The organism is Neorhizobium petrolearium, assembly GCF_029854435.1.
Taxonomy (GTDB): Bacteria; Pseudomonadota; Alphaproteobacteria; order Rhizobiales; family Rhizobiaceae; genus Neorhizobium; species Neorhizobium petrolearium.
Genome location: NZ_CP123000.1, coordinates 2,126,994 through 2,142,784 on the forward strand (window position 1 = coordinate 2,126,994; position 15,791 = coordinate 2,142,784).

At 62.5% G+C, this 15,791-nt stretch carries 11 protein-coding genes; 6 read left to right on the forward strand and 5 right to left on the reverse strand.

Annotated features, from left to right (window positions below; all coding sequences use genetic code 11):
• Nucleotides 1-132: 132 nt before the first annotated feature.
• The 3 genes from hflC to QEO92_RS10900 form a co-directional block, all read right to left on the reverse strand.
• A complete protein-coding gene (gene hflC, locus QEO92_RS10890; protein ID WP_227702994.1) occupies nucleotides 133-1,071 on the reverse strand; it encodes a protease modulator HflC in 939 nt (312 codons plus the stop codon).
• Nucleotides 1,068-2,165: an FtsH protease activity modulator HflK gene (gene hflK, locus QEO92_RS10895; protein WP_227702995.1), complete on the reverse strand. Its 1,098-nt coding sequence runs from the start codon at nucleotides 2,163-2,165 to the stop codon at nucleotides 1,068-1,070. The genes hflC and hflK overlap by 4 nt, the downstream gene beginning before the upstream one ends.
• A 139-nt stretch (nucleotides 2,166-2,304) precedes the next feature.
• Nucleotides 2,305-2,835 (reverse strand): dihydrofolate reductase, encoded by a 531-nt coding sequence (locus QEO92_RS10900; RefSeq protein ID WP_227705140.1) that lies wholly within the window; start codon nucleotides 2,833-2,835, stop codon nucleotides 2,305-2,307.
• Between the two features lie 178 nt (nucleotides 2,836-3,013).
• On the opposite strand from QEO92_RS10900, the gene QEO92_RS10905 reads away from it, so the two are divergent.
• Nucleotides 3,014-3,778 (forward strand): response regulator, encoded by a 765-nt coding sequence (locus tag QEO92_RS10905; RefSeq protein WP_227702996.1) that lies wholly within the window; start codon nucleotides 3,014-3,016, stop codon nucleotides 3,776-3,778.
• 178 nt (nucleotides 3,779-3,956) lie between these two features.
• Complete coding sequence (gene adhP, locus QEO92_RS10910; RefSeq protein ID WP_227702997.1) at nucleotides 3,957-4,994, forward strand: alcohol dehydrogenase AdhP; 1,038 nt, start codon at nucleotides 3,957-3,959, stop codon at nucleotides 4,992-4,994.
• 40 nt (nucleotides 4,995-5,034) lie between these two features.
• Here the strand turns inward: adhP and QEO92_RS10915 are convergent, their stop codons facing one another.
• Nucleotides 5,035-6,549, reverse strand: a complete 1,515-nt coding sequence (locus QEO92_RS10915) for a bifunctional aminoglycoside phosphotransferase/ATP-binding protein (protein WP_227702998.1) — start codon at nucleotides 6,547-6,549, stop codon at nucleotides 5,035-5,037.
• A gap of 96 nt (nucleotides 6,550-6,645) precedes the next feature.
• Nucleotides 6,646-8,127 carry a pyruvate kinase gene (locus QEO92_RS10920; protein ID WP_227702999.1) on the reverse strand — a complete coding sequence of 494 codons (1,482 nt, stop codon included), beginning with the start codon at nucleotides 8,125-8,127 and terminating at the stop codon, nucleotides 6,646-6,648.
• Nucleotides 8,128-8,309: 182 nt separating this feature from the next.
• Here QEO92_RS10920 and QEO92_RS10925 point away from each other — a divergent pair, with 182 nt between their 5' ends.
• The 4 genes from QEO92_RS10925 (at nucleotide 8,310) to QEO92_RS10940 (ending at nucleotide 15,726) form a co-directional block, all read left to right on the forward strand.
• Entirely contained in the window at nucleotides 8,310-9,245 is a 936-nt protein-coding gene (locus QEO92_RS10925) for a bifunctional enoyl-CoA hydratase/phosphate acetyltransferase (protein ID WP_037147383.1), read from the forward strand.
• Nucleotides 9,242-10,441, forward strand: a complete 1,200-nt coding sequence (locus QEO92_RS10930; protein ID WP_227703000.1) for an acetate/propionate family kinase — start codon at nucleotides 9,242-9,244, stop codon at nucleotides 10,439-10,441. The genes QEO92_RS10925 and QEO92_RS10930 overlap by 4 nt, the downstream gene beginning before the upstream one ends.
• A gap of 90 nt (nucleotides 10,442-10,531) precedes the next feature.
• A complete protein-coding gene (locus tag QEO92_RS10935; RefSeq protein WP_227703001.1) occupies nucleotides 10,532-12,922 on the forward strand; it encodes a phosphoketolase family protein in 2,391 nt (796 codons plus the stop codon).
• A 134-nt stretch (nucleotides 12,923-13,056) separates the two neighbouring features.
• The gene (locus tag QEO92_RS10940) at nucleotides 13,057-15,726 is read left to right on the forward strand and encodes a cation-translocating P-type ATPase (protein WP_227703002.1); all 2,670 of its coding nucleotides are present in this window, start codon (nucleotides 13,057-13,059) and stop codon (nucleotides 15,724-15,726) included.
• Nucleotides 15,727-15,791 lie beyond the last annotated feature (65 nt).

Here is a 15,791-nt window from a genome sequence, read left to right on the forward strand (position 1 = left end):
TCGGCAGAGCATAAGGCGGAATAAGCACGGGGGAAATTACCTTTTCGTGAGGATTGCGCTCCCTCCACGTTTCGGTCGCGAATGCTCTCGCAGACAAACGGGGCGGTCTCTCACCGCCCCGATGCAATCCGGTCAGTTGGCCGGCGCGGCCGGCGGCGCTGGCGGAATTGGAGCCTGCGGCACAGGCCCGTCGCCGTCGGAAGATTGGAAGAAGCGGAAGAATTCCGAATCCGGCGAGAGCACCATGGTCGTGCCCTTGTCGGCGAACGAAGCGACATAGGCTCGCATGGAGCGGTAGAACTCGAAGAAGCCCGGATCGCGCTGAAAGGCCTCCCCGAAGATCTTGTTGCGCTCGGCATCACCTTCGCCGCGCAGGATTTCCGAATCCCGCTGCGCTTCGGAAACAAGCTCGACCACCTGGCGGTCGGCGATGGCCCTCCGCCGCTGGCCCTGCTCGTTGCCGCGGGCGCGGATCAGTTCGGCCTCGGCGAGACGCTCTGCCCGCATGCGCTGGAAAGTCTGTGCCGAGACCTCCTGCGTCAAATCCGTGCGGCGGATGCGCACGTCGCGGATCGTAAGGCCAAGCGTTTCGGCAGCAGTGTTCAGATCGGCATGAACTTCCTGCATCATTGACGCACGTTCGTCGGAAAGCGCCGCATCGAAGTTGCGCAAACCGTAGACACGCCGAAGCGCCGCATCGAGACGCGTACGCAGGCGCGATTCGGCGGACTCTCGATCGCCGGAAACAGTCTCACGGAAACGACGGGGATCGCTGATCGAATAGACCACGAACGCATCCACCTCGTAGAAGGCGCCGCCGCGGACCTGCACGCGGATATTGTCGAGATCGAAGCGCAGCGCCCGGTCTTCGACATATTGAACCCGATCGGCGTCCATGAAAGCGAAGGGCAATTTGAAATAGATGCCTGGGTCGCGCTTGACGTCCTGGATCTCACCGAAGCGGACGACGATCGCCTGCTCACGCTCGTTGACCACGAAGACAGAGGAATAGACAAGCAGCAGGACGACAGCGAGGCCGATGAGGACTGCGGGAAGTCGGTTGGAGTTCATCGGGCGGCTCCCTGCTGAGTCGGTTGCTGCTGCCGGTTGAGTTCGTTGAGCGGCAGATAGGGAACGACGCCCTGCTTGTCGTCCAGGATGATCGTGTTGGAATTCTTCAGCACGGCTTCCATGGTTTCGAGGAAGATGCGTCGGCGTGTGACTTCCGGCGCGTTGGCGTATTCCTGATAGATGGAGATGAAGCGCTGCGCCTCACCCTGAGCCTCATTGACGACCCGATCCTTGTAGGCGGATGCCTCTTCGCGGACCTGGGCGGCCTGACCGCGCGCCTGACCGAGTTTCTGGTTGGCGTATTGGTTGGCCTCTTCAACGAAGCGATCCTCGTCCTGTTCGGCCCGCTGCACTTCTTCGAAGGCATCGGCCACTTCACGCGGCGGCGCGGCGTCCTCGATCGGCACGGCGTTGATGGCAATACCGGAACCGTAAGTGTCCATCGTGCCCTGGATGATACCGCGCACTTCGGTCGAGATATCTTCGCGATTGTCTCGGAAGACATCCTGGGCCGGGCGGCGGCCGACAACCTCGCGCATGGCGCTTTCCGCGACCTGCTGCAGCGTTGACGCCGGGTTTTCCAGATTGAACAGGTAGGCCTTCGGATCGGTGACGGTAAAGAGCACCGAGAACTGCACGTTGACGATGTTCTGGTCGCCGGTCAGCATCCAGCCCGCATTGGAGTTCGAACCGCGCGCCGCGCCGATATTCTGCTGCTGCTCGGTAACTTTGACGATCTCGACTGTTTCGAGGGGCCAGAAATGGAAATGCAGGCCCGGCATCGAGATCTCGTCCTTCGGGCGGCCGAAGCGCAATTCGACGCCGCGCTCGTCCGGCTGCACGGTATAGACGGACTGGAAAGCGAGGAAAGCCAGGATTACGATCACCACGATCGCAAGAGCCCCGCCGTTGAAGCCGCCGGGCATCACACCGCGCAACCGGTCCTGACTGCGCCGGATGATGTCTTCGAGATCAGGCGGGCCGCCGCTGCCGCCGCCGCGCGGGCGGTTCGGTCCCTGCCCCCAGGGACCCTGATTGTTACCGCCGCCACCGCCCCAAGGGCCGCCGCCGCCATTCTGATTGCTCCAGGGCATCAAAACCTCTTTGTCTGTGTCGCTCCCAGGCCGCGACCTTGCCGTGTGAAGGTCGTCCCGCCATTGCCCGTTATAGGTATGAGCCGGGTCGCTTTCAACGCGGACTCAATAACTTCCCGTTGTTTGGTAACGAAATGTTTCAGTTTGTCGCGTCTCGACGCCGATAGCTGACGAAACGGGTGGGATAATTGTCCTTCTCGCCCGCCGGAACAACGGTCTCCTCGATCTTCTCGAAGACATCCGGATCGATAGCCGGAAAAAAAGTGTCGCCATCGGCAATCTCGGTTTCCACATGCGTGATGCGCAGCAAATCGGCGATCTTGATCGCCTCGGCATAGATTTCGCCGCCGCCGAGCACATAAATCTCTTCGGCATCCACCTCCGCCGCCTTCCGGCCGGCGATTTCGATGGCCTCATCGAGCGAGGTCGCGACATCGACACCTTCGCAATGGAAGTCACCGCGACGGGTGACGACGACATGCGGGCGCCCGGGCAGCGGCCTGCCGCCGAAGGAATCGAGTGTCTTGCGCCCGACGATCACCGGCTTGCCCAGCGTCATCGCCTTGAAGCGTTTGAGGTCGGTGGACAGCTTCCACGGCATGTCGCCATCGCGGCCGATGACGCCGTTCCTGGCGACGGCGGAGATAATGACAAGGCGAGGCTTCGTCACGTCGCCAACCTCGAAACCAGAACGTGTGGGCAATTTGTCTCATATGCAAAAGCTGCATTCCGCATATGGAGAGCACTCGAACAGTTCGTCAGAAACATGACCCCGCTTTCGTTCGATAGAGCCGGTCGCTCCGGCACAGGCAACAAACGAATCTAGCGGTATTGGAGACGGTTCGGTTATGCAACAGATTGTAGCGGATACGGCCTCCTTTCAGGCATCATCGCGCCAGTTTCAGGCAGCGCATATCCTCGTCGTCGACGATGACGAAAGAGTACGCCAGATGCTCACCCGCTATTTCGACGGCGAGGGCTATGTGGTCAGCGCCGCTGCCAACGGCGCCGAGATGCAGGTGCACCTGAAGCACGGGAACGTCGACATCATTCTCCTCGATCTGTCACTGGGGGGCGGCGAGGACGGATTGGATCTTGCGCGCGAACTCCGGACATATTCGGATATTCCGATCATGATCGTCTCGGGGCGCGACGATGTAATCGACAGGATCATCGGTCTGGAGATCGGAGCGGACGACTATGTCGCCAAGCCCTTTCACCTGCGCGAGGTCCATGCCCGGTTAAGGTCCATCCTGCGGCGACGCCAGCCTGGGAACGCCCGGCAGAATGCCGGGGATGGCAGGATCGTCCGTTTCGAAAACTGGGCGCTGGACCTGGAAAGACGTGAGCTCTTCACCGCCGAAGGCACGAGCGTCGAGTTGACCACCGGCGAATTCGAAATGCTCGCGACATTCGTGCAGCATGCCGGACGGGTGCTTTCCCGCGAATTCCTGATGGACGCGACGCGCGGGCGCCAGCTTGGGGCATTCGACCGGACGGTCGATGCGCAGATCGTCAGGCTCCGTCGCAAGATCGAAGCCGATGCCGGACGCCCTCAGTTCATCAAGGCCGTGCGCGGCGTCGGCTACGTCTTCACCGCCAAGATCGTCTGATCCGAATTTCGACGACGGCAAGATAGGTGATTTCGCCGTATTCTTGCAGGAACATTTGGGACCTGACTGCCCTTAGGGCCTGGCATCAATCCTCTCTAATTGCGCTGGATCAATGAAGCGGCGGTCCGGTTCGCGACAATCGGCGCCCATATTGCACCCTCACCTGAAGGAGACAAAGATGGCCAGAATGATGAAAGCTGCCGTGGTGCATCAATTCGGCAAACCTCTCGCGATCGAAAGCGTTCCCGTTCCAGTGCCCGGCCCGGGTGAAATCCTCGTGAAGGTGATGGCCTGCGGTGTCTGCCACACCGACCTTCATGCGGCGGACGGCGATTGGCCGGTCAAGCCGACGCCGCCCTTCATTCCCGGCCACGAGGTGGCCGGCGTGGTCGTCGAGCTCGGTCCGGGCGTTACGGATTTCAAGGAAGGCGATGCGGTTGGTGTCGCCTGGCTGCATGATGCCTGCCTGCGCTGCGAATATTGCGAGACGGGCTGGGAAACGCTCTGCGAACACCAGCACAATACCGGCTATAGCTGCGACGGCGGATTTGCCGAATATGTCGTCGCGTCGGCGGCCTTTGCGGCGCGTCTGCCGCAGAACGTCGATTTCGCCGCGATCTCGCCGATCCTCTGCGCCGGCGTCACCACCTACAAGGGGCTCAAGGAGACCGAAGCCCGACCCGGTGAATGGGTGGCGATCTCCGGCATCGGCGGCCTCGGCCATGTCGCCATCCAGTATGCTAAGGCGATGGGTCTGAAGGTTGCGGCCCTGGATGTCGCCGCCGACAAGCTCGAACTCGCCCGCAGCGTCGGGGCGGATCTCGCCGTCGATGCCCGCGCCCTGACGGCCGTCGAGGAGGTCCGGGATGCCACCGGCGGCGGAGCCCACGGCGTTCTCGTGACCGCCGTGTCGCCACCGGCCTTCTCCCAGGCGATCCGGATGGTGCGGCGCAGGGGCACGGTCAGCCTTGTCGGTCTGCCGCCGGGGGAATTCCCGACGCCCATCTTCGATGTCGTTCTGAAGCGCATCACCGTGCGCGGCTCGATCGTCGGGACGCGCCGCGACCTTGACGAGGCGATCGCCTTCGCGACCGACGGCAAGGTCAGGACCGAAATCCACAAGGCGCCGCTCGAAGACATCAACGATATCTTCGCCCGCCTCAAGGACGGCAAGATCGAGGGGCGCATGGTGCTGGATTTCTCATCCGCCACCTGATTGCAGCAGACCGCCGGGCAGCGATCGCCCGGCGCTCCTCTTAGCGGCGAGCGATGGCCGTCACGATCTCCTCCAATGGCATTGATGCATCGACATGCCGCCACGTAATGTCCGTCGGTTTGCGGGCCAGTTGGCCCGCAAGCACGTTCGCGTCGGCATCCGAGGGCCCGCCGACGCGGTTGCGTACCCGCTGAAGGAGCAGCGCCGGGTCGGCATCGAGCCAGATACCTCGGAAATCGGCGCCGGCATTGGTTGCCGCGGCCTCGATGAGGTGCCGATTGGCCGGATTGTCGAAAACGGCGTCTGCGACCACGCTGCCGCCCTCGGTCAGGATCAGTTCCGCGCGCCGGGCCATTTCCTGATAGACAGCCTTTGAAACATCCGGATTGTATGCGGCAGCCGGCAATCTCGTTTCGGCTGAAACCCCATGCAGGGCTTTTCGAATGCGGTCGCTTTCGATGATCCGGGCGCCGGGAGGCGCACCGATCTGCGAGGCGAGGCGTTCGGCAACCGTCGTCTTGCCCGAGCCGCTCAAGCCTCCGATGGCGATGAGACAAGCGGGCCTATCCTCCAGCAGCGCATGCGCAAGATCGAAATAGGACTTTGCCTCCTCCGCCAATCTGCTTCTGTCTTGCCCGTCTTCTTCGGCTTGCGTCGCGGTGACATGGGCACGGACCTGCGCACGAATCGCCATGAAGAACGGCAGCAGGCAGAAGCCATCCTCGTCATCGGTCTCGTCCAGATATCGGTTCATCACCAGGTTGGCGAGGTCCGGAAAGCCGCGGTGCCACAGATCCATGAGCAGGAAGGCGAGATCGTAAAGCACGTCGACCGTGGCGATCTGCGCGTTGAATTCGATGCAGTCGAAGAGGCACGGCCTGCCGTCCAACAGGCATATGTTGCGAAGATGGAGGTCGCCATGGCAGCGGCGGACTCTGCCGGCCACCGCCCGGCGATCGAGCAGCGGCGCATGGCGGCGAAGCTTGGACCGGAACGCTTCACTGAGGCTTCCCACCGCCGCCGGGTCGAAGACTTGGCTGGTGGCGAAACCGGCGTCGTTGATATCGAGAACGGCACCGATATTCTCAGCGCCGCCGCCGACGGAAACCGCGGGCGCCTTGCTGTGATAGACCGCAATCATGCGGGCGGTGGCGGTCATCAGCTCGGGCGTCAGCCTATCCGCGACCGCCATACGGTCGAAGAGTTGTTCCTGCTCGAATCGGGTCATCTCGACAACCGAATCCACCAGCGGTCCGTCACCGTCGAATTCGAGGGTCCCATCCGAAGCCCGCGTGATCCGCCGCACGCCGAGATAAAGTCCAGGCGCCGTCTCGCCGTTTAACGAGACTTCCTTGCGGCAGGCCTCCTCACGGATCGCGGCGGTGGAGAAATCCACGTAAGGGAGCTTCAGCGCCTTCTTCAGCTTGTAGGCTCTGTCTCCGGCCAATACGATCACCGAGATATGCGTCTCCATGACGTCGACCCCATTGGTCATGCCATGGGTAGCCGGATCGGCCAGGAAAGTGATCGTGCCGCTCTGATCGTCCGTCATCATCGTCCTTTTCCTCGCCGAACACCATGTAATGAACATGGTCACCCGATGCTCGGCATGACCTTGACGTGAGTCAACGGCTAAATCCGCCTCCCGCCTTCACCACGACTTCAGGGCCCGCAGGGTCGGGGTCTTCTTGAAGATATGCGCATCCATCCGGGCAAGCAGACTGTCGAGCAGGGTCACGGCTTCACTGACGGCGGGCCCTTTGTTGAGCATGACGCATTCCGCGCGGGCAGCCATGGCCGCATCGGTCATTTCGCCCCTGGACGGCAGGCCGGTTTTGACAAGATCCTCCAGAACCTGCGTCGCCCATACCGTCGGGACGAAAGCCGCCTCGCAGATCCAAAGGATTTCCTCCTGCATTTCCGCGACCCGCTCGAAGCCGATCTCGGCGGCGAGATCGCCGCGGGCGATCATCACTCCGAAAGGACGCCCCCGGGCAGCGGCCCGCGCGATCAGCGCCGGCAGGCTGGTGACGGCCTGCGGCTGCTCGATCTTGGCGATCAGCCCCAGGGCGTGCTCGCGAGGCGGAAATTCGGCAAGCGCCTCTTCCAGAAGGTCGATATCGTCGGCGCGGCTGACGAAAGAGTAGCCGAGCATGTCCGCCTGACCGATGATCGTGGCAAGATCGCTATGGTCCTTGGCGGTCAAGGGGGAAAGGCCGAGAGCGGTGTCCGGCAGATTGAGACCCTTCTCCGGCTTCAGTTTGGCGCCTCCCGTCTTCGTACGCCCGACCCTTACGAGCGCCTCCCCTTCGGAAACGCTTTCGACCACGCCCTCCAGCTTGCCGTCGTCATAGCGGATACGATCGCCAACCGAGAGGCGGGTGACGATCTCCGGCAACGAGACGGCGGCACAGAAGGCTGCCTCGGGTGTCACATAGGGAGCGCCCTTCGCCACCAGCCGCAGGAGATCGCCCGCCTTGAGCCTAGCGCCCTTTTCGCCCGCAACCGCCTCCGTGCGGATCTTCGGCCCCGCAATGTCCATGAGGATCGTCAGGCGGCGGTCGAGAGCAGCGCTTGCGGCACGGACATGCCTGGCCATTTCCGCCCAGGCTCGCTCATCGTCATGCGCGCAGTTGATCCGCGCCACGTCCATTCCGCGTTTGGCCAGGTCGAGGACGAAGTCCGGCTGAGCGGCAGCCTCGCTCGGCAGCGTCACCATGATGCGTCCGCGCCGATGGACGCGGGGCGGTCCGAAAAGCTCATCCGCCGCCTGCCTCAGAAGGTTTTCGCCCCGGAAGAACCGTTCCTCCGAAGGTGGCGGAAATGCCGGATCGGTGCCGCGAATGGCCGCCAGCGCCGCTAGAACCGCATCGATCGTCGGCAGGACCCGGCTTTCCAGCCGGCCGAGCGACGAGAGTCCCCGCCACATCAGCTTGCGTTGCAGAGGCCTCAGATCATGGTGCCGCAGCGCCAGATAATGGCAGAGGTTCTCCAGCCCTGCTCGCTTTTCTTCAACCATTTGCCCGGCACCCGCGAGGCCCGCGAGCATCGGCACCGCCTGCTCGATGATATCCTTGCGCAAGGCCAGCAGTTCATCGACCAAGTCGGAGGCATTCTCGACCGCATGCGGCATCGCTTCTCTCCTTCAGGTAAGGTCATCGAAGACTGCTCCGCCAAGATCAATTCTTGATGACGAGGGTTCCCGCCTTGCGCTGTGTCAAGGAACCTTCCGCCCTTCCCGGCCAGAAAAGCTGCAAGCGGTGCGCGCCGCTCGGTTTCCTTTTCACGTACGAAAGGATCAGGACGGTGGAAAACATGCTGAGACATCATGGACGCTACGAGGCCTTCATCCGCGAAGCAATTTCTCTACCGCCCATGCGGACGGCGGTGGTCCATCCCTGCTCGACCGAAGCGCTGCGCTCGGCGGTCGAACTCAAGGAGCAAGGCCTTCTCGATCCGGTCCTCGTCGGACCGGAGCACAAGATCAGGGCGATCGCGGCCGCGGCCGAACTCTCGCTCGAAGGCATCGACATCGATCCCGTGGAGCACAGCCATGCTGCGGCGGATCGCGCCGTCGAGCTCGCCTCGACCGGCAAGGTCACGGCGCTGATGAAGGGCAGCCTCCATAGCGACGAACTGCTTTCGGCGGTGATGGCGCCATCCTCGCGATTGAAAACCGAGCGGCGCATGAGCCACGTCTACGTCATGGACATACCGGCCTATGACAAGCTTCTCGTGGTGACCGATGCGGCGATCAACATCCAGCCCGATCTCGATCAGAAGCGCGACATCTGCCAGAACGCCATCGATCTCATGCACCTGATCGGCATCGAAAAACCACTCGTCGCCGTGCTGGCGGCAGTCGAGACCGTCAACAGCAAGATGCCGGCGACGCTCGACGCCGCCGCACTCACTGTCATGGCGGCACGCGGTCAGATCACCGGCGCGGTGGTCGACGGACCGCTCGCCTTCGACAATGCGATCAGCATCGAGGCGGCGCAGGCCAAATGCATTGCCTCGCCCGTTGCCGGACAGGCGGATATCCTGCTGGTTCCTGATCTCGAAGCCGGTAATATGCTTGCCAAGCAGCTCATCTATTTTGCCGGTGCCGACGCGGCGGGACTGGTCCTCGGCGCCCGCGTCCCTATCATACTGACAAGCCGGGCCGATCCCGCCAAGGTTCGCACGGCCTCCGCCGCACTTGCCAAGCTGATGGCCGCCAGGCACCACGAGACAAGGGGCATCGCATGACAGACAAGCTTCTCCTGACCTTCAATGCCGGCTCCTCGACGGTGAAGATCGGCATTTTTGCACTGGACGGAGAAGGTCCGAAACGAGTCGGCAAGGCCGTCGTCGATTTCGCGAGCCGGCCGCTGATGCTGCATCTGAAGGAAGGACCGACGCAATTCGAGCTGCCCTTGAGGGCAGAATCCGGCGACGATCTCGCCGATCTCATGGACGAGGTGTTTTCCGAACTGGACAAGCATTTCGACCTCAGGGCCGTCACCGCCGCCGGCCACAGGATCGTCCACGGCGGCGACATCTTCGACGGACCGGTCGAACTGGACGCCGAAGCCCTGGAGAAAATCAGGACGCTGACGGAACTGGCGCCGCTTCATCAGCCGCAGGCCCTGCGGTTGATCAGGGCCGTCCGGCATCTGCGCCCGCAGCTTTTCCAGACCGGCTCGTTCGACACGACCTTCCATGCGACCCAGCCGGACCTCGTCCGGCGGTTCGCCATCCCCCGCGCCTGGCACGACCGGGGCGTCAAGCGTTACGGTTTCCACGGGCTCTCCTACGAATATGTGGCCGGCGCGCTTGCCCGGCAGGAGCCGAACATCGCCCACGGCAAGGTCGTCATCGCCCATCTCGGCAGCGGCGCCAGCCTCTGTGCCACCGAAAACGGCTTGAGCCGCGATACCAGCATGGGTTTTTCCACGCTGGACGGCATCCCGATGGCGACGCGTCCCGGCTGGCTCGATCCCGGCGTCCTGCTGCATTTCCTGGGTCCGCTCGGCAAGCCCCTCGAAGAGGTCGAGGACATGCTCTATCATCAGTCGGGCCTGCTCGGCGTCTCGGGCCTCAGCGGCGACACCCGCGAACTCATCGAGGACGACAGCCGGCAGGCGAAGGAGGCGATCGACCTCTTCACGCTGAGAATTGCCGGAGAAGTCTGCCGTCTGGCCGCCACGCTGGGCGGATTGGACGCACTGGTTTTCACGGCCGGCATTGGTGAGAACCAGCCGAAGATTCGCAAACGCGTGGCCGAGCGGCTGCGATGGCTGGGCGTCGAGCTGGATGACGACACAAACGCAAGGAATGCGGTGAAGATCAGCACATCGGCAAGCCGCATCGCCGTCTATGTCATTCCCACCGACGAGGAACAGATGATCGTTGAGGAGTGCCTGGCCATCCTCGAATCGATGGAGCAGATCTCTGCCCTCTGATCCAGAGAGGTGAACATGACCCGAACCATGTCGCGATCGGGTTTCCATCCTCCGATAGAAATGCACCAGACCATTCAAAGGAACAAACCGATGCAGCCAAGCGCCTCCTCATTCGCAGCACCTGTGATAGACCCGAAGGAACTGGTGCTGATGGATCGCTACTGGCGAGCCGCCAACTATCTTTCCGTCGGGCAGATCTATCTGCTCGACAATCCGCTCCTGCGCGAGCCCCTGAGGGCGGAGCATATCAAGCCGCGTCTGCTCGGCCATTGGGGCACGACACCCGGCCTCAACTTCATCTACACCCATCTCAACCGCATCATCCGCAACCGCGATCTCGACATGATCTATATCTGCGGACCCGGCCATGGCGGACCCGGCATGGTCGCCAGCACCTATCTCGAAGGCAGCTACAGCGAAATCTATCCGGACATCTCGGAAGATGCGGAGGGCATGCAGAAACTCTTCAGGCAGTTCTCCTTCCCGGGCGGTATCCCGAGCCACGCGGCACCGGAGACGCCCGGCTCCATCCATGAGGGCGGCGAGCTCGGCTACGCGCTCGTGCATGCCTTTGGCGCAGCCTTCGACAATCCGGACCTGGTCGTCGCCTGTGTCGTCGGTGACGGCGAGGCGGAGACCGGGCCGCTTTCGGCAAGCTGGCAGTCGAACAAGTTCATCAATCCGGCCCGCGACGGTGCCGTGCTGCCGATCCTGCATCTGAACGGCTACAAGATCGCCAACCCGACCGTGCTTTCCCGCGTGGGCGACGAAGACCTCGAACATCTGTTCCGGGGTTATGGCTATGAGCCCTTCTTCGTTGAAGGACATGAGCCGGAACGGATGCACCGGCAGATGGCGTCGGTGCTCGACGAGGTCTTCGACCGCATCCGCGCGATCCAGAGGCAAGCCCGCGAAGGAAAGGCCGGCGACGGCTGCCCGCGCTGGCCCATGATCGTGCTCCGCAGCCCCAAGGGCTGGACGGGTCCGAAGGAAGTGGATGGCAAGAAAGTCGAGGGTTTCTGGCGGGCGCACCAGGTGCCGGTCGCTAATTGCCGCGAGGACGACAGCCACCGCAAGATCCTCGAAGACTGGATGCGGAGCTACGATCCGGAAGATCTGTTCGATGCAGACGGCCGGCTGAGGGAGGAATTGCGCGCCCTGTCACCGAAGGGTGACCGCCGCATGGGCGCCAATCCGCATGCCAATGGCGGTCTGCTGCGCAGGGAGCTCATCGTGCCGGATATCCGCGACTACGCCGTGCCGGTGACCGATCGCGGCGCAGCCATGGTCCAGACCACGGAAGTGCTCGGCAAATATCTGCGCGACGTCCTGAAGCTCAACGACACCCATTCCAATTTCCGCATCTTCGGTCCGGACGAAACGGAATCGAATCGTCTTGGTGCTGTCTTCGAGACGACGAATCGCGTCTGGATGGAGAAGATCGAGCCCTACGACGTGCATCTTTCGCGCGATGGGCGCGTCATGGAAGTGCTTTCCGAACATCTTTGCCAGGGCTGGCTGGAGGGCTACCTGCTGACCGGCCGGCATGGCTTCTTCTCCTGCTATGAAGCCTTCATCCATATCGTCGATTCGATGTTCAACCAGCATGCCAAGTGGCTGAAGGTCTCCCGCGAGCTGCCATGGCGCAAATCCATTTCGTCGCTCAACTACCTGCTCACCTCACATGTCTGGCGGCAGGACCATAACGGCTTCTCGCACCAGGATCCCGGCTTCATCGATCTCGTCGCCAACAAGAAGGCCGATATCGTGCGCATCTACCTGCCGCCGGATGCCAACACGCTGCTCTGGGTCGGAGACCATTGCCTGAAGACCTGGGACCGGATCAACGTGATCGTTGCCGGCAAGCAGCCGGAGCCGCAATGGCTGACGATGGACGAAGCGGTCGCCCATTGCGAAGCCGGCATCGGTGTATGGGACTGGGCAGGCAGTGAGGACGGCGCGTTGACGCCGGACGTCGTGATGGCCTGCGCCGGCGATGTGCCGACCATGGAAACGCTTGCCGCCGTCACCCTGCTCCGCGAAGCCGTCCCGGCGCTGCGCATCCGCGTCGTCAACGTCGTCGACCTCATGGCACTGCAATCGAGGGAGCAGCATCCGCACGGGCTGGATGACGCCACATTCGACCGGCTTTTCACCACCGACCGGCCGGTGATCTTCGCCTATCACGGCTATCCCTACCTCATTCACCGGATGACCTATCGGCGCACCAATCACGAAAACATCCATGTCCGCGGCTTTATCGAGGAAGGCACGACCACGACCCCCTTTGACATGACGGTGCTGAACGAACTCGACCGCTTCCATCTTGCGATCGAGGTGATCGAACGGGTGCCGGGCCTGAAGGAAAAGGCCGCGCATGTGGTGGAAGCTCTCCGGGGCAAGCTTCAGGATCATCACCGCTACGTCAGGGAGTTCGGGGAGGACATGCCGGAAATCCGGAACTGGAAGTGGACAAACTGACCGGCTCCCGCCCAAACTGAAGGATGTCCCGAACTGATGGATGTCAATGGGCGGTGGCTTTCTGCCGATATTGTCGGGAGGATGGTAATGGCCCCCGAAGATCCATCGAGGGCAGTCCTGAACTGGAGCATTTCATGCCTGCCACGTCTTTGCGGTCCCGTGACATTCCCGAGGGCGAGAACAGGTCCCGGGGGTTAACGAGTGCCGAGGCTGCGGCGCGTCTTGCCGAATATGGCGAAAACCTGCTGCCGGCACCGGCGGCACCGTCCCTGATCGTCATCTTCCTGCGCCAGTTCCGCAGTCCGCTGATCTATATACTGCTGCTTGCCGCGGCCGTGTCGCTGATGGTGAGCGAGGCCGAAGACGCGATCTTTATCGGCGTCGTGCTCCTGGCGAACGGGATCATCGGCACCATGCAGGAATATTCCGCAGGCCGGGCGGCAACTGCGCTCCGCCAGCTCGAAGAGCCGCATGCAACCGTCATCCGCGATGGACAGGTGCAGGAAATCGAAGCGCGTTTGCTCGTTCCCGGCGATCTCGTCCTGCTTGACGCCGGCGGAAGGGTTCCCGCCGATCTCCTGCTTGTCGAGACCAATGACCTTCTCTGCGACGAGTCCTTGCTGACCGGCGAATCGCTGCCGGCACGCAAGAGGATTCCGCTCCCTGATGCATCGGCGGAGAATCTCACGGCCGGGAAGGCATTTGCCGGCACCCTCGTGACGCGCGGCCGGGCAAAGGGTATCGTGACAGCGACAGGGCTTTCGACCGGGATTGGCAAGATTGCCGCCGAGATCGGCAAGGAGTCGGTCTCCCAACCGCCGCTGATGATCCGGCTCGCCCGTTTCTCGAATGTGATCGCCTGGACCGTCGGCATTGCATCGCTCATTCTCATCGCAGTCGGCCTCTCGCGCGGCCTAGCCTGGAGCGACCTGTTCCTCATGTCCGTCGGGCTTGCCGTCAGCGCCATCCCGGAAGGCTTGCCGATCGCCATATCGATCGCACTTGCCATCAGCATGCGACGCATGGCCAGACAGAACGTGATTGTACGGCGCATGCCGGCAGTGGAGTCGCTCGGCTCCTGTACGATGATCGCCACCGACAAGACGGGCACTTTGACCCTGAACGAATTGACGGTCACCGATATCCGCCTGCCCGATGGCACGGATCTGTTGCTGGACGCCGGCATGGATCTCGATGCCTGCGATATCCGGGGTTGCGACATGACCCTTGCTGAAGCCCGCAATCGGGCCGCGAGGCTCCTGAAGGCCGCATCGCTGCCCAATGAAGGCTCGCTCAAGCAGGATGCCGATGGATGGAAAGGCGTTGGCGACACGGTCGATGTGGCGCTTCTCGCCGCTGCACGCAAGGCAGGGCTGAAGCAGGACGCCGTGGCAGACGACTACCCGCTGATTGCCCGCATCCCTTATGAGCCGGATCTCAAATACGCCGCGTCCTTCCATCGCAAGGGTGACCATGTGCGCGTATTCGTGAAGGGTTCGGCAGAGGTCCTGATCGATATGGCCGACCGGATGGATGTCGGCAAAGCGATTGTACCGATCGACCGCGAGACGCTTCTCCGGCAAAAGGAGGAGATGGCGGAACGCGGCCTGCGGGTACTCGCCTTTGCTGAAGGGGAAGTCCGGGCAACCGCGGAGAATGAACTCCTGGGCAACAACCACCTTGTCGATCTGGTGTTTCTCGGCCTTGCCGGCATGCAGGATCCGATCCGTCCGGAAGTGCCGCAGGCAATCCATGATTGCCGTGCCGCCGGTGTCGAGGTTGCGATGGTGACCGGTGACGATCCGAGGACCGCGGCGGCAATCGCCGCTCAGGCCGGACTTCAATTCCGACCCGATCAGATCACGACCGGCGAAGACGTCCGCAAGGCCGAGGAGGCCGGATCGGACAGCCTCGATGAACTTACGAGACGCGCCCGCATCTATGCCCGTGTCGCGCCGGCGCAAAAGCTGGCTATCGTGCTCTCGCTTGCCCGTACCGGCCATTTCGTCGCTGTGACCGGGGACGGCGTCAACGACGCGCCGGCCCTGAAGCACGCGCATGTCGGCGTGGCGATGGGACGGAAAGGAACGGAGGTCGCCAAGGAAAGTGCCGACATCGTCGTCACCGACGACAATTTCGCCTCGATCGTCACCGGCATCCGCGAAGGCCGTACAGCCTATTCCAACATCCGCAAGGTCATCCTCATGCTGACCGCCACCGGCGCCGCGGAAATGCTGCTCTTCCTGCTGGCGATCCCGCTCGGCCTGCCCATGCCGCTGCTGCCCGTGCAGCTCCTCTGGCTCAATCTCGTCACCAACGGTATCCAGGACGTCGCACTCGCCGGCGAAAAACCGGAAGGAGACGAGCTCAAGCGGCCGCCGCGGCGCCCGAAAGAGCCGATTTTCGACCGGCTGATGATCCGCCGGATCATCCTCTCGACGCTCGTCATCGGTATCGGCGGCTTTGCCGTCTTCTACTGGCTCCTGCAGCAGGGATATGAGGTCTCTGAGGCGCGTAACATGCTCCTCCTGCTCTTCGTCATGTTCGAAAACGTCCAGACCTTCACCTGCCGCTCGGAACGTCGTTCGGTCTTCTCGCTCAGTTTCTTTGGCAATCCGTTGCTGATCCTGACCGTTATCATGGCGCAGGTCCTGCATATCTCGGCCATGTATATCCCCTGGTTCCGCGATACGCTCGACCTCGCGCCGATCTCGCTTGCCGAATGGGCAGTGATGCTGTTCGCGGCCTCCTCGATCCTCATCGTCACCGAACTGGACAAATGGCGCTGCCGCAAAAACGCATGACGGGAGAGCGACCCGAAAAGCGACATCCGAAAGCCGCCGGCGTCATCCTCGTGCAATCAGAAAAA